Origin of the sequence: Streptomyces sp. NPDC048001 (assembly GCF_043203115.1) — a bacterium.
In the GTDB taxonomy this organism is placed as follows: Bacteria; Actinomycetota; Actinomycetes; order Streptomycetales; family Streptomycetaceae; genus Streptomyces; species Streptomyces sanyensis.
The window spans coordinates 262385-283839 of record NZ_JBIDBN010000002.1 but is presented as its reverse complement, the minus strand read 5'-3'; the positions used below and the strand labels follow the sequence as shown (position 1 = coordinate 283839).

Here is a 21455-nt window from a genome sequence, read left to right as displayed (position 1 = left end):
GAACGAAGGAGAAGGCAGCTCTGGCGCTCGCACACGCGAGCGGCGTTCGAAGGGACAGCATCGTGCACCGTCCAGCCCTGGGGGCCGCCCTGGCCGCCGCCGTGCTCGCCCTGACGGCGGGCTGCTCCTCGGACGGGTCGCGGGGGGTCCTGCCCGGTACCCCGTCCGAGGACTCCGCCGCCTCCTCCCCCGCCGCGGCCTCCCCCACCGCGCCCTCGGCGCCGCCCGCCCGCGGGTCGGTGGACGTGGCGTCCACCCTCGCGGAGGACCTGGAGTCCCCCTGGGGAGTGGCGGTGCTCCCGGGCGGGGACCTGCTGGTCTCCTCGCGGGACGAGGGCACGGTCACCCGGGTGTCGGCCGAGGACGGGACCACGACCCGGCTCGGCTCCGTGCCCGGGGTGGCGCCCGGCGGCGAGGGCGGTCTGCTGGGCCTCGCCGTCTCGCCGGACTTCGCCTCCGACCGGATGGTGTACGCCTACTTCACCACCGCTTCGGACAACCGGATCGCTCGGCTGCTGTACGACGAGGGCCGTCCGGAGGGCCGCCAGCTCGGCGCCCCGGACACCGTGCTGCGCGGCATCCCCAAGGGGACGATCCACAACGGCGGCCGGATCGCCTTCGGCCCGGACGGGATGCTCTACGCGGGCACCGGCGAGGCCGGGGACCGGGGGCTGTCCCAGGACCGGGAGTCGCTCGGCGGCAAGATCCTTCGGATGACGCCCGACGGGGAGCCGGTGCACGGCAACCCCGAGGCGGACTCCATCGTCTACTCCCTGGGCCACCGCAACGTGCAGGGGCTGGCCTGGGACGGTGACGGGCGGCTGTGGGCGGCCGAGTTCGGGCAGAACACCTGGGACGAGCTGAACCTGATCGAGCCGGGCGCGAACTACGGCTGGCCCGAGGTGGAGGGCAGGGGCGGCGGGGCGGACTTCACCGACCCGGTGGCGCAGTGGCGTACCTCCGAGGCGTCGCCGAGCGGCATCGCCTGGGCCGAGGGGTCGATCTGGATGGCCGGGCTGCGCGGGGAGCGCCTGTGGCGGATCCCGCTCGCCGGAGCGGAACCCTCCGCGGAGCCCCGGGCGTTCCTGGAGGAGGAGTACGGCCGTCTGCGCACCGTGGTGGCGGCCGGCGGGGACCGGCTCTGGCTGGTCACCAGCGAGACGGACACGCGCGGCACCCCGGGGCCGGGGGACGACAGGATCCTGGGCCTGCGGGTGCGCTAGCCAGGGGCGGCGCCGGCCCTGGCTTCGGCACGGCACGGCACGGCACGGCACGGCACAACCGTTCCCGGAGGGACCGGGGGCGCCCTCCACGGAAGGCGGGCCGATCGGTGTTCAACCTGTTCGACGAGATCTTCGCTCCCGGGCGCAGGCACACCGAGGAGGAGCGCAACCGGCTGGCGCTCACCCGGGAGGACCCCGGCGACGGCGCCCCCGGCGGCGGGCCCATCGACCTGGCCTCGGGCAAGGTCACCATACGCAGACCCGCCGCGGGCGGGGCGGAAGCGGCGGACGGGGCAGAAGCGGCGGACGGGGCGGAAGCGGCGGGCGGGGAGCGCCCCGAGGCCGCCGCGCCGCCCCCGGAGGCGCGAGGGGACACCGGGGCCTGAGGGGACACCCCCTCACGCCTCCGGGGGAGAGCCGGACCGGCGGACGGCCCCGCCCTCAGCCGCGGCGGGCCCGCAGCACGTACGGCGTCGTGGTGGCCACGGCGGCGAAGCCCAGCCGGCGGAGGATCGGGCGGCTCTCCTCGGACGCGTCCACCTGGAGGAAGGACACGCCCCGTGCGGCCGCGGCGCGCGCCCGGTGGGCCACCAGGGCGCGGTAGATGCCGCGCCCGCGCCACCCCGGGTGGGTGCCGCCGCCCCACAGGCCGGCGAAGCCGGTCCCGGGGAGGTACTCGATGCGGGCGGCGGACACCGGGAGGCCGCCCTCGGCGAGCGCCACGGTGAGCGTGAGGTCCCCGGGAGTGGTCTCCAGGGCGTGCAGCAGGCGGGCGCGCAGGGGCTCGCCGTCGCCGCCGAAGGCCGCGTCGTGCGCCCGGATCGCCAGGTCCACGCCGTCGGCGTCCCGCACGTCCACCAGCCGGACGCCCTCCGGGAGCCGCACACGGGTGTCCAGCGCCGCGGTCTCGGCGATCATCAGGGTCTCGGGGGGCTCGGGGACGAAGCCCGCCCTGCGCAGCCGGTCGCCGAGGTCCGCCGGGAGATCGTGGTCGTAGAGCTTCCACTCCGTGTCCCGGCCGAGGGCCTCGGCACGGCGCACCTCCCCGGCGATCGCCGCGTCGGCCGTGTGCGCGTCGAGGTCGGACCAGACGACGCCGCACCAGCCCTCCTCCTCCGCGTCGAAGCGGCGCACCCCGGGTGCGGTGGCGGGTCCCCGGCGTACCCGGAGGTCGTAGGCGTCGCGCAGGGCAATGGGGTCCATGGGCCACAGCAGAGCACGGCGCGCGGCCGGGGGCCAGCGAATTCCGCCGCGGGCGCCCCCGCCCGCGGCGCACGGGGCCGCCTCAGCGCCGGGCGTCCTCGCGCCGGGCGCGCCACTCGGGGGCGAGCACCGCCCAGACCTCCATGTCGTGCCGCTCCCCGCGGTGGAGGTAGCTCTGGCGCAGCACCCCCTCGCGGGTCATCCCCAGCCGGGCGGCGACGGCGAGACTGGCGGCGTTGGCCGAGGAGGCGTACCACTCCACGCGGTGGATGCCCCGCTCCTCCACCGCCCAGTCGATCAGTGCGGTGGCGGCCCGGGTGACCAGGCCCCGTCCGGTGGCCGACGGCTCCAGCCAGCACCCCGCCTCGCAGACCCCCTGGACCAGGTCCAGGGTGCGCAGCAGGACCCCGCCGACGAGTGTGCCGTCCTTCTCGCGGATGCCGTGGAGGCGCCCGGTGTCCGCGGCCGCCTTCTCCGCGTAGGAGGTCAGGAAGGCCCGGGCCGTGTCCGGGTCCGTCACCGCGTCCGCGAGGCCGACATAGCGGCCGATGGCCTCCCTGCCGCGGTCCATGTGGGCCAGGAACTCCCCGGCCTGCCAGGGCTCCAGGGGCGCGAGCACCGCGCCGTCCTCCCCGAGTTCCACCGCGTACACGGCCCCACCGCTCCCCATGCCCGCCCGCCGGTGCTCCCGGCGGGTCCCGCCTCTGCCGTTCTGCCAGCCTCTCAGGAGGCGGACTCCCCGCCGCCGCCCTGGCGGACGAGGGACTCGTCCCCGCCCGTGCGCTGCACGGGGATCTTCGCACGTGCGGTCTCCCGGCACCCGGGCTTTTCGATGCTGATCCGGGGCAGCAGGCGGTCCATCCAGCGCGGGAGCCACCAGTTGGCGCCGCCGAGCATGTGCATCAGCGCGGGGACCAGCAGGGTGCGGAGCACGAAGGCGTCCAGCGCGACGGCGGTGGCCAGGCCGATGCCGAACATGGCCACGACCCGGTCGCCGCTGAGCACGAAGGCGAGGAACACCGAGATCATGATCACCGCCGCGGAGTTGATCACCCGGCTGGTCTCCGCGAGGCCCACGCGCACCGCGCGCCGGTTGTCCCCGGTCTCCAGCCACTCTTCGTACATCCGGCTCACCAGGAACACCTGGTAGTCCATGGACAGCCCGAACAGGACCGACACCATGATCACCGGGAGGAAGGGCTCGATGGGCCCGGCCCGGCCCAGGCCGATCAGCTCGCTGCCCCACCCCCACTGGAAGATCGCGACGACGACGCCGAAGGCGGAGGCGACGGCGGCGACGTTCATCGCCGCGGCCTTGAGCGGGATGCCGATCGACCGGAACGCGAGGAGCAGCAGGAGGCAGCCGAGGGTGATGACGACGCCGATGAACAGGGGCAGCTTGCCGACGATGATCGAGGCGAAGTCGTCGTAGCCGGCCGTGACGCCGCCGACGTGGGTCTGGAGCGAGGTGCCCTGTCCGGCGGCGGGCAGCACGTCCTCGCGCAGCCGGTCGACCAGTTCGCTGGTGGCCTTGGACTGCGGGGAGGTCTCGGGGACGACGGTGAGGAAGGCGGTGTCGCCGCTGCCGTTGTAGACCACCGGGGAGGCCTCGGCGACGCCGGGCGTCGTGCGCAGCGTCTCGGACAGCCCGTCCATGGCGACCTTGTCGTCGGCGCCGTCGAGGGTGGCCACCACGGTCAGGGGGCCGTTGACACCGGGGCCGAAGCCGTCGGCGAGCAGGTCGTAGGCCTGGCGGGTGGTGGAGGTGGCGGGGCCGTTGCCCTGGTCGGAGGTGCCGAGGTGGAGCGAGAGCGTGGGGAGGGCGAGCAGGGCCATGGCGGCCGCGGCCAGGGCGCCCAGGAGCTTGGGGTGGCGCTCGACGAAGGCCGACCAGCGCGCGGCGAAGCCGGTGGGCAGTTCGGGGCGGGGGCCGTGCTCGGCGAGCCGCCGGCGCTCCCGGCGGCCGAGGGCCCGCATGCCGATGAAGGACAGCAGCGCCGGGAGCAGGGTGACGGAGGCGGCGACGGTGAGTACGACGGTCAGCGAGGCCGCGACGGCCACGCCGTTGAGGAAGCTCAGTCGCAGGATGAGCATGCCGAGCAGGGCGATGCAGACGGTCGCCCCGGCGAAGACGACGGCCCGCCCGGTGGTGGCGGTGGCCTCGCGCGCCGCGTCGGCGACGGGCAGCCCGCGTTTGAGGCCCTGCCGGTGCCGGGTGACGATGAACAGGGCGTAGTCGATGCCGACGCCCAGTCCGATGAGCAGCCCGAGCATGGGCGCGAAGTCCGCCACGGTCATGACGTGGCCGAGGAGCACGGTGCCCGCGTAGGCCGTGCCGACCGAGACGAGCGCGGTGGCGATGGGCAGCAGGCTGGCGGCGAAGGAGCCGAAGGCGAGGAAGAGGACCACGGCGGCCACCGCCACCCCGACGGCCTCCGCGAGGTGCCCGCCGGGGGCCTCGGACTGGGCGATCGCGGTGCCCCCGAGTTCGACCTGGACGTCCTCGCCGGCCGCCGCCCGGGCGGTGTCCACCAGGGCCTGCACCTGGGCGGGCGGGATGTCGTCCGCCTGCTCGTCGAAGGTCACCACGGCGTAGGCGGTGCGCCCGTCGGCGCTGATCCGGCCCGTGCCCTCGTCGCCGTACGGTCCGGCGACCGTGGCGACCCCGTCGAGCCCGGCGACGCGGTCGAGCATCGCCGTCATCCGCTCCTCGACCCCGGGGGCGCGGACGCTGCCGTCGTCGGTGTGCCACACCACGGTGTCGCTGTCCCCGCCGAGACCGTGGAAGCCCTCCTGGAGCAGGGTGGCGGCGCGGCCGGACTCCGTTCCGGGGACGTCGTAGTCGTTGGAGTAGGCGGACCCGGCGGCGACCGCTCCGGCGGCGGTGCCGCCCAGGGCGAGGAGCCAGAGCAGGACGACGACGAGACGGTGCCTGACGCACCACCGGGCGATGGCTGCCAACGACTGCTCCCAGGGGGTTCGAGGCCCTACGGGCGGGAATGCCCGGCTAGTGGCTCATGACCTGCAGAAGCCACTGTCGCAGCAGTTGGTGATCCTTTGTCCGGTTCGTGTGCATCGTCACAGGGGGGCGGCCCGCGGGCCGCCACCCCCCTGTGCACGTCCCCGCGGGTCAGCCGGAGACGCCGGGGCGCCCGTTCTCTATGCGGCCCATCAGCCGCCGCCGGAAGCCCTCGTCCTCCGCGGCCGTCACCTCCAGGTCGTACCAGCCGTGCGCGTCGGCGGCGGAGTGGACCACACTGCGGCTGCGCCCCGGCCGGACGGTGATCTCCCGGGTCCAGTCGTGCAGGTCCGCCTCGTCGACGTACCCCAGCGGCCGCAGCGTGAAGGTCAGCGGCCGGCTGCCGTGGTTGCGCAGGCGCAGGTGGATGTCGCGCTCGCGGGGGTCCACCCGGGAGGCCACCTCCCCGGTGCCGCCGCGGCGGCCCGCGAACTCGCGCCGGAAGCCGCCCGGCCCGGTGATCGTGAAGCGGTACCCGGTGCCCGTGAGGGGCACCCGCCAGCGGGCCTCGCCGCGCACGTCCCGGTGCTGGGGGACGGCGAACTCCCCCGCGTACGGGTAGAGCGCGAAGTGCGCGCTGGAGGGGCCCGTGTTGCGGAGCGTGACGACGAACTCCGCGGCCCCGCCGCGCCCCTCCCTGCCGTGGGCGTCCGGCTGGTAGGGCAGCGGCCGCGAGGGCCGCACCCCGGGCTCCTGCACGGGCATCCGCTGCTCGTCCGGCGGGGCGGGGCGCCAGCGGCCGGAGAACGGCGGCACCGGGGCGGGCCGGGCCACCTCGGGCTGGCGGCGGCCGCGGCGGAAGTCGAAGGCGGAGGTGAGGTCGCCGGTGACGGTGCGCCGCCAGCGGGTGATGTTCGGCTCCTCGACCCCGGTCCACCGCTCCAGCAGCCGGATCACCGAGGTGTGGTCGAAGACCTCCGAGCACACGTACCCGCCGACGGACCAGGGGGAGACGACCAGCATCGGCACCCGCACGCCCAGGCCGGTCGGCAGGCCCTGCCAGCGCTCCTCGGTGTCCTCCCCGGGCGGCACCGGCGGGGGCACGTGGTCGAAGAAGCCGTCGTTCTCGTCGTAGGTGATCAGGAACACCGTCCGGCGCCACACCTCGGGGTGGGAGGCCAGCGCGTCGAGGATCCGGTAGACGAGGGAGGCGGACGCGGCGGGCGAGGAGGCGCCCGGGTGCTCGGAGTCGACCGCGGAGGGGACCAGGTACGACACCTCCGGCAGGGTGCCGGCGGCCACGTCGGCGCGGAAGGCCTCCGCGAGGGTCCCCGTCCCGACCCTGCGCAGCCCCCGCTCGAAGAGGGAGCGCTCGCCCTCGTCCAGGGCGGCCACGCCCTCGTCGAGCGCGGCGAGCAGCCGGGCGCGCTCGGCCGGAGCGGCTGAGCGCACCGCCGCGTAGAACGCCTCCATATGGGTGTGGCCGCCGCCCGTGCGGGCCAGGGCCTTGCGCGCGATCTCCTTGAAGGTGGTGAAGAACTCGATGTTGTTGTCGGTGAAGTTCTCCCACTCCGTGTACGTCCGCCAGGTGCGCCCGGCCCGCTCCAGCCGCTCCGCGTAGGTGGGCCACGGATAGCCGGGATGGGTGTCCTCGGCGTAGGCCGCGTTGGTCACGGCCCGGGTGCCGTCGGCCTCGTAGCCCGTCCAGCCGCTCCACAGGTGGTTGCGGTTGGGACTGGTGGAGGTGTGCACCGAGGCGTGGTAGGCGTCGCAGACGGTGAAGGTGTCGGCCAGCTCGTAGTGCAGGGGGAGGTCCCTGCGGTCGTAGTAGGCCATGGTGGCGGCCGTCTTGGCCGTGACCCAGCCGTCCATCCACCCCTCGCGCCAGGCCCGGGCGCCGCCGGTCCAGGAGTGGTCGAGGTCGCCGATGTACTGGAGGTCCCTGCTCTGCGCCTCGGCGGCCTCGCGGACCGGGAAGGGCAGGACGCTGCGGCCCGAGGGGCCCGGCTGCGCGAAGACGCTCCGCCCGGAGGGGAGTTCCACCGCGTTGCGGTCGCCGAAGCCGCGGACGCCGCGCAGGGCGCCGAAGTAGTGGTCGAAGGACCGGTTCTCCTGCATCAGGATCACCACGTGCCGCACGGCGTCGAGCCCTCCCGCGGCCGGCCCGGCCGCGAGCGCGGTGTGCAGCGAGGGCGGCAGCACCGATCCGGCCGCCGCGGCGCCGAGCGCCCCGGTGCCGAGTGCGAGCATCCTTCTGCGGGACATGTCCGGTGGCATCCGCGACCTCTTCGTCCGGTCCTCGACGGTTCGTTGGCGGTCCGGCGGACGGCGCCGGCCCGGTGGCCGGGCCCGAGCACCGGACACGGCGGGACGCTAGTCGGCGCGGATGGCGCCGAGGCGGCGTGCGGGCGGCACGGGGGTGAATGCGCCGACGGGGGCCCCGAGTCGACTTCCGGCCACGGCGCGCGGCGGCCCTGCGTGGCGGCGGACCAGCCCGTCGGGAATCGGTCCGCGGTCGCGGGGAGGCAGCGCGGTGTCACCCTCTGCTGGCACGATGGCCGACATGGACAACTGGGGGATTCGTCAGGCGGCGCTGACGCCGGTGGAGTCCGCGGAGTTCGCCCGTGCGCTCCACACCTCGCCCGGCCCGCTCCCGGGGGCCGGGACGGCGCCCTTTCCGGTCGTCGTGCACCGGCCCGGCGCCTCGCTGGCCGAGCGCCGGGAGTCACTGCGCGAGGTGTACCGGGCGATCGTGGCCCGGCTGGGCGAACCGACGCTCTACGGGGGCTCGGCGTACGGCCCGCGGGTGCGGTGGCGCGACGGGCGCCGCACGGTCCTGCTCTCCGGGGACCAGCAGAGCGTGGGCCTGTCCGTGCACGACACGGCGACGCTGGAGTGCGAGGAGCACCGTGTCTTCGCCTGGGGCGGCACCGGCCGCGACGACGCCCCGTACGACACGGGGTTCCTGCCCTACGTCTGGCAGCTGGACCGCGGCGGTCCGGGCGAGCGGCCCGTGGAGGCGCCCCCGGCCCGGTGCGCGGCGAGCCTCGACCACTTCGGCAGCAGCCTGGAACTGCTGCTGGCGGCGTGGATCGAGCAGCTGCCGGTGCAGGTCGGCACGGACTGGGCCAGCTTCTGCCTGACCAGCGCCGCCGACCGGGGCCGGCAGCTGGTGGTGTCCTTCAGCGTCGAGGACGGGCTGCACGCGGCGATCGACGACCGGGACGCCCCGTGGGACGAGCTGCGCACCCGGACGATGCGGGACCGGGGTTGGCAGTCGCACGACCGGGGCTGGTGGCAGACGGAGTACCCGGTTCCCGACCGTCCGGAGACGGCGGCCCTGGCCCGGCTGGTCATCACCGAACTCCGGGCCCGCGGCACGGGGGCGCCGGAGGAGCTCCGGGCCCGCGACATCAGCTGCAAGGACAACGGCGACATGCGGCTGCCGGGCCTGGGCATCCGCCACTGAACCGGTCCGCCCACCGGGCGGCCCCCGCGCCCCGGACCGGGCCCGGGGCCGCCGGGAGGCGGGTCAGGAGCCGAGGAGGCCGGTGACCGGCGCGAGCTGGCTCGTCAGCGGGTCCAGGTCGTGCGGGACTCCGGCGAGCCGGTTGAGGCCGGCCAGCTGCTCGGAGGGGGCGGGGAGGGCCTCGCCGTGCTCGGGGCCGACCGAGTCGGCGGAGAGGGCGTCGAGCTCGTCCATCACGGAGAGCGGCTGGAGGGGGGACACGGGGGCCGCGGTGGCGGCGGGCGCCGCGAGGGCGGACGCCCCGGCGGCGAGGGCCACGGCTGCCATTACACGCTGTGCAGTGCTCATGCCGTGACAACGCCCCGCGCCCGCCATCGGTCACGGGGTGCCCGCGCGGCGGGTGCCCCGTGCCCCGGCGGGCCCACCGCCCCGGCGGGCCCACCGCCCCGGCGGGACGCGGGAGGGGCGGGACGCGGGAGGGGCGGGACGCAGGAGGGGCGGGACGCAGGAGGGGCGGGACGCAGGAGGGGCGGGACGCAGGAGGGGCGGGACGCAGGAGGGGCGGGACGCAGGAGGGGCGGCGCGCACCGCTGTGCGCACCGCCCCTCCCGACCGCGGTCGGCCGGTGTCAGCCCTCGACGCCCAGCCGCTGGAGGATCAGCTCCTTGACGCGTGCCGCGTCGGCCTGGCCGCGCGTGGTCTTCATGACCGCGCCGACCAGTGCGCCGACGGCCGCCACCTTGCCGCCGCGGATCTTGTCGGCGACGGCCGCGTTGCCGGCGATGGCCTCGTCGACGGCCGCGCCCAGCGCACCGTCGTCCGAGACGACCTTCAGGCCGCGCTTCTCGACGACCGTGTCCGGGTCGCCCTCGCCCGCGAGCACACCCACGATGACCTGGCGGGCCAGCTTGTCGTTGAGTTCGCCGGCCGCGACCAGCGCGGCGATCCGGGCGACCTGCGCCGGGGTGATGTCCAGCTCGTCCAGTGAGCGCCCCGACTCGTTGGCGCTGCGGGCCAGCTCGCCCATCCACCACTTGCGGGCCGCGGCGGGCTGCGCACCGGCCTCGACGGTGGCCGCGATCAGGTCGACGGCGCCCGCGTTGAGGATGGCCTGCATCTCCAGTGCCGGGACGCCCCACTCCTCGCGGAGCCGGTTGCGGCGCAGCCGGGGAAGCTCGGGCAGGGTGGCCCGCAGCTCCTCGACCCAGGCCCGCGGCGGCGCGACGGGGACCAGGTCGGGCTCGGGGAAGTAGCGGTAGTCCTCCGCCTCCTCCTTGATCCGGCCGGAGGTCGTGGAGCCGTCGTCCTCGTGGAAGTGACGGGTCTCCTGCACGATGCTGCCCCCGGAGGACAGCACCGCGGCATGCCGCTGGATCTCGAAGCGCGCCGCCCGCTCCACGCTGCGCAGCGAGTTGACGTTCTTCGTCTCGGAGCGCGTGCCGAAGCGCTCGGAGCCCTTCGGCATCAGCGAGAGGTTCACGTCGCAGCGCATCTGGCCCATCTCCATGCGGGCCTCGGACACGCCGAGGGCCCGGATGAGTTCGCGCAGCTCGGCGACGTACGCCTTGGCGACCTCGGGGGCGCGCTCGCCCGCGCCGGTGATCGGCTTGGTGACGATCTCGATGAGCGGGATACCGGCGCGGTTGTAGTCCAGCAGGGAGTGGGAGGCGCCGTGGATGCGGCCGGTGGCCCCGCCGACGTGGGTCGACTTGCCGGTGTCCTCCTCCATGTGGGCGCGCTCGATCTCGACGCGGAAGACCTCCCCGTCCTCCAGCTGCACGTCGAGGTAGCCGTCGAAGGCGATGGGCTCGTCGTACTGGGAGGTCTGGAAGTTCTTCGGCATGTCCGGATAGAAGTAGTTCTTCCGGGCGAAGCGGCACCACTCGGCGATCTCGCAGTGCAGCGCGAGGCCGATCTTGACGGCCGACTCGACGCCGGTCGCGTTGACGACCGGGAGGGAGCCGGGCAGGCCGAGGCAGGTGGGGCAGGTCTGCGCGTTGGGCTCGGCGCCCAGCTCCGTGGAGCACCCGCAGAACATCTTGGTCTTGGTGCCGAGCTCGACATGGACCTCCAGGCCCATGACGGGGTCGTAGGACGCCAGGGCGTCCTCGTACGACACCAGGTCAGTGACGGTCACGTGAAACTTCCCTCTCAGCCCAGCAGGACGTCGTCGTCGCCGAGCCGCTTGAGCTCGCGGTACAGGATGGCGAGGCCCGTGACGATCGCGGCGGCGGACACCGCGGCGTCGGCGAGGCGCAGGAAGTCGTTGTCCTTGCGGGCCATCTTGATCTGCTTGGCCACGCTGATCCCACCGAAGGCGGTGCTGGCCAGCGACACGTACAGACCGGTCTTGGACTTCTTGAAGTTCTTGGCCTTCTTTGCCATGGCGCTCATAGCGAGGGTGCCTCCTCCAGCAGGGTATGGCCCCACCTTTCCACGAAGGCGGCCTCGACGGCGGCTCCGACCTTGTACAGCCGGTCGTCCTTCATGGCGGGGGCGATGATCTGCAGGCCGACGGGCAGGCCGTCCTCGGGCGCGAGACCGCACGGCAGGGACATCGCCGCGTTGCCGGCCAGGTTGGTCGGAATGGTGCACAGGTCGGCGAGGTACATCGCCATCGGGTCGTCGGCGCGCTCGCCGATCGGGAAGGCGGTGGTCGGGGTCGTCGGGGAGACGATCACGTCGACCTGCTCGAACGCCTTCTCGAAGTCGCGCGTGATGAGGGTGCGGACCTTCTGCGCGGAGCCGTAGTAGGCGTCGTAGTAGCCGGAGCTCAGCGCGTAGGTGCCGAGCATGATGCGCCGCTTGACCTCGGCGCCGAAGCCGGCCTCCCGGGTGAGGGAGGTGACGTCCTCCGCGGACCGGGTGCCGTCGTCGCCGACCCGCAGCCCGTAGCGCATGGCGTCGAAGCGGGCGAGGTTCGAGGAGCACTCGGACGGCGCGATCAGGTAGTACGCCGCGAGCGCCAGGTCGAAGGAGGGGCAGTCCAGCTCGACGACCTCCGCGCCGAGCTCCTTCAGCAGCTCGACGGACTCCTCGAAGCGCTGCACGACGCCGGCCTGGTAGCCCTCGCCGCGGAACTGCCTGACCACGCCCACGCGCATGCCCTGCACGCTGCCGTTGCGGGCCGCCTCGACGACCGGCGGGACCGGGGCGTCGATCGAGGTGGAGTCGAGCGGGTCGTGGCCCGCGATGGCCTCGTGCAGCAGGGCCGCGTCGAGGACGGTCCGGGCGCAGGGGCCGCCCTGGTCCAGCGAGGACGAGAAGGCCACCATGCCGTAGCGGGAGACCGCGCCGTAGGTGGGCTTGACGCCGACGGTGGCGGTGACGGCGGCGGGCTGGCGGATGGAGCCGCCGGTGTCCGTGCCGATGGCCAGCGGGGCCTGGAAGGAGGCGAGGGCGGCGGAGGAGCCGCCGCCGGAGCCGCCGGGGATCCGGGTGAGGTCCCACGGGTTGCCCGTCGGGCCGTAGGCGCTGTTCTCGGTGGAGGACCCCATGGCGAACTCGTCCATGTTGGTCTTGCCGAGGATGACCACGTCGGCGTCCCTGAGCCGCTGGGTCAGCGTGGCGTCGTAGGGCGGGATCCAGCCTTCGAGGATCTTCGAGCCCACGGTGGTGGGCATGGACCGCGTGGTGAAGATGTCCTTCAGCGCGAGCGGCACGCCGGCCAGCGGGCCGAGCTCCTCGCCGCGGGCGCGCTTGGCGTCGACCTCGCGGGCCTGCGCCAGGGCGCCCTCGCGGTCGACGTGCAGGAAGGCGTGGACCTTCTCGTCCACGGCCTCGATGCGGGCGAGATGGGCCTCGGTCACCTCGACGGCGGTGAGCTCGCCGGCGGCGATCCGCCGGGCCGTCTCGGCGGCCGTGAGCTTGATGATGCTGTTGTCCGTCATGGCGGTCACTCCTCACCCAGGATCTGCGGCACCTTGAAACGCTGCTGCTCCTGGGCCGGCGCGCCGGAGAGCGCCTGCTCGGGGGTGAGCGACGGGCGGACCTCGTCCGCGCGCATGACGTTGGTCAGCGGCAGCGGGTGGGAGGTGGGCGGTACGTCTTGGTCGGCGACCTCGGAGACGCGGGCGACCGCGCCGATGATGTCGTCGAGCTGTCCGGCGAAGTGGTCGAGCTCTTCACCGGACAGCTCCAGGCGCGCCAGCCGGGCGAGGTGGGCGACCTCCTCGCGCGTGATGCCAGGCATGCAGCGATCCTCAGGGTGAGTGTGTGGGCTTTGGCCCAATCCTATGGGGCGGGGCAGGGTGCCCGTGCAACGGATGCGGCCCGCCCCCGCACCGGCTGCCGGGCCCGCCTCCCGCCGCCGCCCCCGCCGCGGGCCGGTCCACGGCGGCACCGCGGCCGGGAGGGGCCGGGAGCCGAGGCCGCCGTCAGGTGACCGCGCGGCGCGGGGAGGGCTGCGGCGGGGGCCGCTCCCCGGCCGGGAGGGCGGGGCGGCCCCAGCCGCGCCCGCCGCGCGCCAGCAGCCACGCGGTGGTCTCGGCGGGCGGCATCGCCGCCGCGACCAGCCACCCCTGCACCGCGTCGCAGCGCAGGTCGCGCAGCCGCTCCCAGGTCTCGTCGTCCTCCACGCCCTCGGCGACCACCAGCAGCCCCAGCGAGTGGGCGAGGTCCACCGTGCAGCGGACGATCTCGGCGTCCTCGGCGTCGCGGGCCAGCCGGGCGACGAAGGAGCGGTCGATCTTCAGCTCGCTGACGGGCAGCCGCCGCAGGTGCACCAGGGAGGAGTAGCCGGTGCCGAAGTCGTCCAGCGACATCTTCACCCCGTGGTCGGCGAGACCGGCGAGGGTGTCGGCGGCACGCTGGGGCTCCTCCAGCAGCACATGCTCAGTGATCTCCAGCTGGAGCGCGGCGGGGGGCACGCCGTGGCGGGCCAGCCGGGCGGCCACCGCACCGGCGAAGCCGGGGGTGTGGACGTCGCGGGGCGAGACGTTCACCGCGACGGGGACGTCCAGTCCCTGGGCCCGCCAGGCGGCCGCCTGGGCCAGGGCGGTCTCCAGCACGTACTCCGTCAGGTGCGGCATCAGTCCGGAGGACTCGGCAATGGCGATGAACTCGTCCGGGGGCACCCGGCCGCGCTCCGGGTGCACCCAGCGCACCAGGGCCTCCAGGCCCGAGACCTGGCCGTCGAAGCGGACCTTGGGCTGGTAGTGGAGCTCCACCTCGCCCGCGTCGAGCGCCCGGCGCAGGTCGCCGAGGAGGCCGAGGCGGTCGGGGGTGTTGCTGTCCCGCTTGGACTCGTACACCTCCACGCCCGTGCGGTCCCGCTTGGCCTGGTACATGGCCACGTCGGCGCGGCGCAGCAGGCCCTCCGCGTCGAGGGCGTGGTCGGGGAAGACGGCGAGGCCGGCACTGGCCTCCAGGACGAGGGTGAGCCCGTCGAGGTCGAGCGGGGAGGACAGCTCCGCGACCAGGTGCCGGGCGACGCGCTGGGCACTGGTCGTGGAGTCCGCGGCGGGCAGCAGCACGGCGAACTCGTCACCGCCGAGGCGGGCGGCCTCGGCGCCCCGCGGCAGGGCCAGCCGCAGGCGCTCGGCGATCTGGAGCAGCAGCCGGTCCCCGGCCAGGTGGCCGAGGGTGTCGTTGACCGAGCGGAAGCGGTCGAGGTCGATCAGCACCAGCGCGGAGCGGGCGCCGGAGTTCTCGGCGTCCTCCAGGGCGGTCCAGGTGCGCTCCAGGAGCCACTGGCGGTTGGGGAGCCCGGTCAGCGGGTCCTTCAGCTGCTCCTCGGCCCGGGCCCGGGCTATCCAGAGGGTGGAGTCCAGCGCGATCAGCGGCACGGCGAACAGCGGGAGCAGCAGCGGCACGGCGACGGCCACCACGCAGATCAGGGGCGCGATGCCGACCAGGGCCACGGCGAACAGGCCCTGCCGCAGCAGCGCGGTGCGGGCGAGGGTGGGCAGCCCGCCGCCCTGCGGGGCGAGGGCGTACCACAGGAGCAGCCGGGTGACGGCGATGCAGGCGGTGGCGGCCAGCACGATCTCGGGAGCGGCGCCGATCCCCCAGCGGAGCGGGTCCCACGGCTCCTCGACCGTGGGGACGGTGCCGAAGCAGGCCAGCACCAGCGCCGCGGCGCCTATGCCGAGGATGTCGGCGGCGCCGTGCACCAGGCCCTGGCGGCGCCGGGTGCGGCCGACGGACGCGACGAGGGCGGCCACGGCGAGGCCGACGAGGGAGGCGGGCACCCAGCCGTAGAGCAGCAGGGTGGCCAGGGCGAGCGCGGAGCCGGAGCCCGTCCCGCCCCACCAGCGTTCGCGCCCGAGGGCGACCAGATGGGCGACGATGGTGCCGGAGAGCACGGCCAGGGACCAGCCGGCCGTGCCGCCGGGGAAGAGCGCGCCGCCCGCCGCGAGCGTGGTGGCCACGCCCGCGAGGACCATCAGCCCGGCGGCGACGACCGCAGCGGGCAGCACGGGGACCGCCCTGGCCAGGGCCGCGAGTGCACGCGGTCGCGAGACCGTGGCGGCGCTCTCGGTCGGTTTCATTCCCGTCCCTCTCACAGCCGGCGGTACCGATGCCCGGGTGACTTCCGGTCGTTCGCGCCGGGACCGCCCGGCCGTGCGCCCGGCCGCCCCGGCGGGAACCGGACGGCGACCGGTGGTGGTTGCCCGTGCCGTGCCCCCGCTGCCGCGGGGCCCCTGCGCTGCTGTGCACGGCGGGCGCACAGCTCAACAGTAGGACGCGGGACGGGTGAACGGGCAGCGCTCTACTGCTCTTGCCCGAATGCGACCCGGCCACCCTTCTTCTTCTGATATGCACGGAACGTGTGACCTGTACTCGGCGTTCCACCGGCGCGGAATACGGCGCGTTTCGGCCGAGCGCACCCCGGCCCGAACCCCCGCGCGCGCCCGGGGCGGGCCGCCTTCGGACGCCCGGGCGGCCCGGGCGCGCCCCGGTGTCACTCCTCCCCGGGCACAGCCGCCTCACGGGCCGCGTCGGGCCCCTCCTCCAGCAGGACGGCGAAGCCCGGCTCGTCCAGGACGGGCACCTTGAGCTGGACGGCCTTGTCGTACTTGGAGCCGGGATTGTCCCCGACGACGACAAAGGACGTCTTCTTGGAGACAGAACCGGCCACTTTCGCTCCGCGGCTCTGCAACGCCTCTTTCGCGCCATCCCTGGTGTGGTGCTCCAGGGTGCCCGTGACCACCACGGTGAGCCCCTCCAGCGGCCGGGGGCCCTCGTCCCCCTCGGGGGCCTCGTCCTCCATGCGCACGCCCGCGGCGCGCCACCGCCGCAGGATCTCCTGGTGCCACTCCTCGGCGAACCACTGCTTGACGGCGGCCGCGATCGTGGCGCCCACGCCCTCGGTGGCCGCGAGCTCCTCCTCGGTCGCCTGCTCGATCCGCTCGATGGAGCGGAACTCGCGCGCGAGCGCCTGGGCGGCGACGGGCCCGACGTGCCGGATGGACAGCCCGTTGATGATGCGCGCCAGCGGTCGCTGCTTGGCCGCCTCGATATGGGCCAGCAGCTTCAGCGCGTTGGCCTTGGGTGTGCCCGCCTTGGTGGCGAAGACCATGGCGGTCTTGTCCTCGCCGGTCTTCGGGTCCCGCTTCGGCAGGCCGCTGTCCTTGTCGACCACGTACGCCTTGATGGGCAGCAGCTGCTCGATGGTGAGGTCGAACAGGCCGCCCTCGTCGGCCAGGGGCGGCTCGGCGGGCTCCAGCGGTCTGGTGAGCGCCGCGGCGACCACCTCCCCGAAGAACTCGATGTCGAGCGCCTCCCGGCCGGCCAGGTAGGACACGCGCTCACGCAACTGGGCCGGGCAGGAGCGGGCGTTGGGGCAGCGGAGGTCGATGTCGCCCTCCTTCATCGCCCGCAGGGCGGTGCCGCACTCGGGGCACTCGGCGGGCATCACGAACTCCCGCTCGGTGCCGTCCCGGAGGTCGACGACGGGCCCGAGGATCTCCGGGATGACGTCGCCGGCCTTCCGCAGCACCACGGTGTCGCCGATCAGCACGCCCTTGGCCTTGACGACCTCCTGGTTGTGCAGGGTGGCGAACTCGACCTCCGAACCGGCCACGGTGACCGGCTCGACCTGGGCGTAGGGCGTCACCCGGCCCGTGCGGCCGACCCCGACGCGGATGTCGACCAGCTTGGTGTTGACCTCCTCGGGGGCGTACTTCCAGGCGATGGCCCAGCGGGGGGCGCGCGCGGTGGATCCGAGGCGGCCCTGGAGCCGGATCTCGTCGAGCTTCACGACGACGCCGTCGATCTCGTGCTCAACGGAGTGGCGGTTCTCGCCGTAGTGGGCGATGAAGGCGCGGACCTCCTCCAGCGAGGAGACGACCTTGTAGTGGCGCGCCGTGGGCAGGCCCCACTCGTGCAGCAGTTCGTAGGCCTCGGAGAGCCTCTCGATGTCCAGGCCCTCCCGGGCGCCGATGCCGTGGACCACCATGTGCAGCGGGAGGGTGGCGGTGGCCCTGGGGTCCTTCTGCCGCAGCGAACCGGAGGCGGAGTTGCGGGGGTTGGCGTAGGGCTGCTCCCCCGCGGCGACGCGCCGCTCGTTGAGGGCGAGGAACTGGTCCATGGGGAAGTAGACCTCGCCCCGGATCTCCACCAGGTCCGGGACGCGGTCGCCGTGGAGGCGTTCGGGGATCTCCGCGATGGTGCGCACGTTGGGGGTGATGTCCTCCCCGACGCGCCCGTCGCCGCGGGTGGCGGCGCGGGTCAGGCGGCCCTTCTCGTAGGTGAGGTTGACGGCCAGGCCGTCGACCTTGAGCTCGCACAGGAAGTGGTGGCCGGGCGCGCCCACCTCCCGGGCGACGCGCTCGGCCCAGGCGGCCAGCTCCTCGTCGTCGAAGGCGTTGTCCAGGGAGAGCATGCGCTCGCGGTGCTCGACCTTGGTCAGCTCCGTCTCGTAGTCCCCGGCGACCTTCTGCGTCGGCGAGTCGGGGGTGCGCAGGGCCGGGTACTCCTCCTCGACGGCCTCCAGGGCCCTCAGGAGCGTGTCGAACTCCGCGTCGCTGACGACCGGGGCGTCCTTCACGTAGTAGCGGAAGCGGTGCTCCTCGATCTGCTCGGCGAGCCGGGCGTGCCGCTCCCGCACGTCGGCGGGCAGCGCCGCCCCCGTCTCGGCCGTCTGCTCTTCGCCAGCCACCGTCTCGTCCTCCCGTGTTCCGTGACCCCGTCACTCAGGGTTGTCTGCGAGTGATCTCGCGGCCCGGACGCAGTGGGCCAGCGCGGCGCGTGCGAACGCGGGCGAGGCACCCGCGAGACCGCACGACGGGGTGAGGGTGACGGACTCGGCGAGAGTCCCCGGATTCAGCCCCAGCCTGCGCCACAGCGTCCTGACACCCCTGACGCTACCGCCAGGGTCGGACAATGCGGCCTCCGTGGAGGGCACCACGCCCGCGAGCAGCCGGGTGCCGCCCTCGACGGCCTCGCCGATCGCCTCGTCCTCACGCTCGGTGAGGAGCCCGAAGTCGAAGGAGATGCCGGCCGCCCCGGCCCGGCGCAGGAGCGCGAACGGGACCTCCGGGGCGCAGGAGTGCACGACCACCGGGCCGTCGTGCACGGCCACCAGGTCGCGCAGCGCGGACTCGGCGACCTGCCGGTCGACCGCGGGGTGGGTGCGGTAGCCGCTCGCGGTGCGGACGCGCCCGCGGAGCACGGCGGTGAGCGAGGGCTCGTCGAGCTGGAGCACGATCCGGGCCCCGGGGACCCGGCGGCGGACGTCGGCGAGGTGCCCGCGCAGGCCCTCGGCCAGCGAGGCGGCGAGGTCGCGGCAGGCCCCGGCGTCGCCGAGGGCCGCCTCGCCGCCCCGGAGTTCCAGGGCCGCGGCGAGCGTCCACGGGCCGACGGCCTGCACCTTGAGCGGCCCCCGGTAGCCCTGGGTGAACTCCTCCAGCGCGTCGAGGTCCTCGCCGAGCCAGGAGTGGGCCCGGCGGGTGTCCCGTCCGGGACGGTCGCTGACCCGCCAGCCGCTGGGCTCCACATGTGCGTACATCTCGACCAGGAGCCCGAGGCTGCGGCCGATCATGTCGGCGCCGGGGCCGCGGGCGGGCAGCTCGGCGAGGTGGGGGAAGTCCTCGAAGGTGCCGGTCACGGTCTTCGCGCTCTCGCGGGCGTCCCCGCCGGGCATGGACCCCACTCCGGTCGCCGGGGCCCAGGGGAAGGTGTTCGTGTCGCTCACCCGGGCAGCGTACGCGGCGCGCGGGGAGGACCGCGGGACCGGTGCCCGGCGGGGGCCCGATGCCCGGCCCCGGGCTCCGCCGGGCGCCGCCTCCGGGCGGGGCGGGCGGCGCGCACCGGCGGCCCGCGGCCCCGGGGGGCCCTCCCGGCGGTCCGGGTCAGCGCCCCGGACGGACCGTCAGGTCGTTGACCTCGGCGTCGCGCGGCAGGTCGAGGGCCATGACCACGGCGGTGGCCACCGACTCGGGGTCGATCCAGCGGCCGGCCTCGTACTCCTTGCCCTCCTGGGCGTGCACCTTGGCCTGCATCGGGCTGGCGGTGCGCCCCGGGTAGACGGAGGTGACCCGCACCCCGGACGCGTGCTCCTCGGCGCGCAGCGAGTCCGCGAGCGCCTTGAGGCCGTGCTTGGAGGCGGCGTAGGCGGACCACTCGGCGTGGGCGTTCAGCCCGGCACCGGAGTTGACGAACACCACGTGCCCGCGGGAGACCCGCACCTGCGGCAGGAGCAGCCGGGTCAGTTCGGCGGGCGCCATCAGGTTGACCTCCAGCTGGTGGCGCCATGCCTTGGGGGTGAGTTCGCCGACCGGTCCGAGGTCCACGACGCCCGCGATGTGCAGCAGGCCGTCGACACGCTCCGGCAGCTCCTGGTGCCCCAGGGCCCAGGAGATGCGGTCCGGGTCGCCGAGGTCGGCCACGAGCGTCCGGGCTCCGGGGAAGCGCTCCGCGAGTTCCCTCGCACGGCCCGCGTCGCGTGCGACGAGGACGAGGCCGTCGCCGCGCTCGTGCAGCCGCCGGGCGACGGCGGCGCCGATTCCGGATCCGGCACCGGTGATCACATGTGTAGGCATGTCCGCCATGCTCGCACTACCGGATGCCCGCGGCCTCCTCCAGGTAGGCCATCGCCCCGACGCCGTCCTCCGCGAAGAACACCAGGTCGGTGAGGGGAAGCGGCAGGAAGCCCTCCGCGTCCATCCGCCGGAACTGCTCCTTCAGGCCGTCGTAGTACCCGGCCGTGTTCAGCAGGACCACCGGCTTGCCGTGGTGGCCGTGCTTCTTCAGTTCCAGGATCTCGGTGGCCTCGTCCAGGGTGCCCGTGCCGCCCACCATGACCACGACGGCGTCGGACCTGGCGAGGAGCAGCGCCTTGCGCTCGGCGAGGTCCCGTGCGACGACCATCTCGTCGGCCCGGGCCCGGACCTTGTCGTGGAGGAACTCCACGGACACGCCGACCAGTCGGCCGCCGGTGTCCTCGACCGCGTCGGCCACGACCTTCATCAGCCCGCAGTCCGAACCGCCCCAGACCAGGGTGTGCCCGCCCTTGCCGATCAGCTCGGCGAACTCCCGGGCGGGGCCGGTGTAGCAGGGATCGAGGTCGGCGGCGGAGAGGAAGACGCAGATGTCCATGGCCCCACGGTACGGCCCGCCGGGGCTCCGGCTGCCGCCGCGTCGACCGGGTCCCCCGTCCGGCCCGGTGCGCACCCCTGGTGCGCGTCGGGGCGGGACGGGAAGGCGGCGGGACGGGGAGGCGGCCACCGTCGTGATCAGGTCATGTCCGACGGGGGAACCGGCCCTACCGGCGGCCGCCCGGTGCGCCTGGGGCGCGAGACGTGATCTGGTGGAGCAGGTGCGGGTGGGGTGCCGCACCGCGTCCGGCCGCCTGCTCGCGGTGGGCGCGGTGGAGCTGCCCCGTGGAGGGGCCGTCGGCCCCCCGGCCCTCCGGAGCGGTTCCGCACCGCCCGCGCATCCACCGCGTACCGCACGTCCTCGTGCCGCACCTCGGAATTCGGAGCACCCCATGTCCCCTCCTGCGACCGGCCGTCTGCGTGCCGCCCTGCTGGGCCCGGCGCTCGCGCTGGGTGTCCTTGCCACCGGCTGCGGCTCCCCCTCGGACGCCCCGGCGGAGACCTCGGCCCGTCAGCAGCCCGCGGTACCGGCGGAGTCCGCACCGGCCTCGCCCGCGGCGTCTCCTGCCGCGTCGCCGTCGCAGGGCCAGGAGCAGGAGCAGGCAACGGAGCAGGAAGTCGAGCAGGAGCAGGAGCTGGACGAGGTGAGCAGGGAGCGCGCCCGGCGGGAGGCGGTCCCGGGCGCCGTTCCGGTCTCGCCCGGCACGGCGGAGGCCGGTGCGCCGGGCACCCCCGTCGCACAGGAGGGGGACGTGACCCTGTTCCCGCCCGTCAGGCGCGGCGAGGAGATCGCGGTGCCGGTGGAGATCGCCAACACGGGTGCCCGGCGGGCGATCTACCGCGTGGAGGTCCGCGTGACCGGTGCGGGCGGCTTCGACGCCACGCGCTCCCTGGAGACCGACACGGTGGGCGTCTACCCGGGCGCGTCCTGGCCGACCGAGCTGACCTTCACCGATCCCGGCGGCCCGGTCCCGGACGACCCGCGGGTCTCCATCGTCAGCAGCAGCAGGAAGGTCATCGGCTGAGGACCTGCGGACGGGCCGGGCGTCCCCGGCACGGAC

General features: G+C 74.7%; 18 protein-coding genes. 4 read left to right on the top strand and 14 right to left on the bottom strand.

The annotated features are described in order from the left end of the window. The first annotated feature begins 62 nt into the window (after positions 1-62). Positions 63-1223 carry a PQQ-dependent sugar dehydrogenase gene (locus ACGF15_RS05565; RefSeq protein ID WP_392796974.1) on the top strand — a complete coding sequence of 387 codons (1161 nt, stop codon included), beginning with the start codon at positions 63-65 and terminating at the stop codon, positions 1221-1223. A 107-nt stretch (positions 1224-1330) separates the two neighbouring features. Then, the gene (locus tag ACGF15_RS05560) at positions 1331-1609 is read left to right on the top strand and encodes a DUF6191 domain-containing protein (RefSeq protein ID WP_392796973.1); all 279 of its coding nucleotides are present in this window, start codon (positions 1331-1333) and stop codon (positions 1607-1609) included. Positions 1610-1664: 55 nt separating this feature from the next. Here ACGF15_RS05560 and ACGF15_RS05555 read toward each other — a convergent pair whose 3' ends face one another. The 4 genes from ACGF15_RS05555 to ACGF15_RS05540 form a co-directional block, all read right to left on the bottom strand. After that, complete coding sequence (locus tag ACGF15_RS05555; protein ID WP_392796972.1) at positions 1665-2426, bottom strand: GNAT family N-acetyltransferase; 762 nt, start codon at positions 2424-2426, stop codon at positions 1665-1667. Positions 2427-2508: 82 nt separating this feature from the next. Further along, positions 2509-3078, bottom strand: coding sequence for a GNAT family protein (locus ACGF15_RS05550; protein WP_362612786.1), 570 nt, complete (start codon positions 3076-3078; stop codon positions 2509-2511). A gap of 71 nt (positions 3079-3149) precedes the next feature. Beyond that, a complete protein-coding gene (locus ACGF15_RS05545) occupies positions 3150-5387 on the bottom strand; it encodes an MMPL family transporter (RefSeq protein WP_362612783.1) in 2238 nt (745 codons plus the stop codon). 169 nt (positions 5388-5556) lie between these two features. Further along, the gene (locus tag ACGF15_RS05540; RefSeq protein WP_392796971.1) at positions 5557-7662 is read right to left on the bottom strand and encodes a phosphocholine-specific phospholipase C; all 2106 of its coding nucleotides are present in this window, start codon (positions 7660-7662) and stop codon (positions 5557-5559) included. Between the two features lie 277 nt (positions 7663-7939). Here ACGF15_RS05540 and ACGF15_RS05535 point away from each other — a divergent pair, with 277 nt between their 5' ends. Then, entirely contained in the window at positions 7940-8854 is a 915-nt protein-coding gene (locus ACGF15_RS05535) for a hypothetical protein (protein WP_345614175.1), read from the top strand. Positions 8855-8917: 63 nt separating this feature from the next. On the opposite strand, the gene ACGF15_RS05530 is transcribed toward ACGF15_RS05535, so the two are convergent. The 10 genes from ACGF15_RS05530 to ACGF15_RS05485 all read right to left on the bottom strand — a co-directional run bounded on the left by ACGF15_RS05530 (position 8918) and on the right by ACGF15_RS05485 (position 20395). Continuing rightward, the gene (locus ACGF15_RS05530) at positions 8918-9202 is read right to left on the bottom strand and encodes a hypothetical protein (RefSeq protein WP_345614176.1); all 285 of its coding nucleotides are present in this window, start codon (positions 9200-9202) and stop codon (positions 8918-8920) included. Positions 9203-9482: 280 nt separating this feature from the next. Continuing rightward, entirely contained in the window at positions 9483-10991 is a 1509-nt protein-coding gene (gene gatB / locus ACGF15_RS05525) for an Asp-tRNA(Asn)/Glu-tRNA(Gln) amidotransferase subunit GatB (RefSeq protein WP_345614177.1), read from the bottom strand. Positions 10992-11005: 14 nt separating this feature from the next. Beyond that, on the bottom strand, positions 11006-11248 hold the full coding sequence (locus tag ACGF15_RS05520; protein ID WP_256522871.1) for a hypothetical protein: 243 nt from the start codon (positions 11246-11248) through the stop codon (positions 11006-11008). Further along, a complete protein-coding gene (gene gatA / locus ACGF15_RS05515) occupies positions 11245-12744 on the bottom strand; it encodes an Asp-tRNA(Asn)/Glu-tRNA(Gln) amidotransferase subunit GatA (RefSeq protein ID WP_345614178.1) in 1500 nt (499 codons plus the stop codon). Before gatA ends, ACGF15_RS05520 begins: the two co-directional genes overlap by 4 nt. Before the next feature lie 5 nt (positions 12745-12749). Next, on the bottom strand, positions 12750-13046 hold the full coding sequence (gene gatC / locus ACGF15_RS05510) for an Asp-tRNA(Asn)/Glu-tRNA(Gln) amidotransferase subunit GatC (RefSeq protein WP_256522873.1): 297 nt from the start codon (positions 13044-13046) through the stop codon (positions 12750-12752). Between the two features lie 184 nt (positions 13047-13230). Beyond that, positions 13231-15345 carry a putative bifunctional diguanylate cyclase/phosphodiesterase gene (locus ACGF15_RS05505; RefSeq protein ID WP_392796970.1) on the bottom strand — a complete coding sequence of 705 codons (2115 nt, stop codon included), beginning with the start codon at positions 15343-15345 and terminating at the stop codon, positions 13231-13233. A 413-nt stretch (positions 15346-15758) separates the two neighbouring features. Next, positions 15759-17957, bottom strand: a complete 2199-nt coding sequence (gene ligA, locus ACGF15_RS05500) for an NAD-dependent DNA ligase LigA (RefSeq protein ID WP_362606666.1) — start codon at positions 17955-17957, stop codon at positions 15759-15761. A 30-nt stretch (positions 17958-17987) separates the two neighbouring features. Then, positions 17988-18992 carry a methionine synthase gene (locus ACGF15_RS05495; protein WP_392796969.1) on the bottom strand — a complete coding sequence of 335 codons (1005 nt, stop codon included), beginning with the start codon at positions 18990-18992 and terminating at the stop codon, positions 17988-17990. Between the two features lie 157 nt (positions 18993-19149). After that, a complete protein-coding gene (locus ACGF15_RS05490) occupies positions 19150-19839 on the bottom strand; it encodes an SDR family oxidoreductase (RefSeq protein ID WP_345614182.1) in 690 nt (229 codons plus the stop codon). Between the two features lie 16 nt (positions 19840-19855). Then, positions 19856-20395 carry a TIGR00730 family Rossman fold protein gene (locus tag ACGF15_RS05485; RefSeq protein WP_345614183.1) on the bottom strand — a complete coding sequence of 180 codons (540 nt, stop codon included), beginning with the start codon at positions 20393-20395 and terminating at the stop codon, positions 19856-19858. Positions 20396-20786: 391 nt separating this feature from the next. On the opposite strand from ACGF15_RS05485, the gene ACGF15_RS05480 reads away from it, so the two are divergent. Beyond that, the gene (locus ACGF15_RS05480; protein WP_392796968.1) at positions 20787-21419 is read left to right on the top strand and encodes a hypothetical protein; all 633 of its coding nucleotides are present in this window, start codon (positions 20787-20789) and stop codon (positions 21417-21419) included. The last annotated feature ends 36 nt before the right edge of the window (positions 21420-21455 follow it).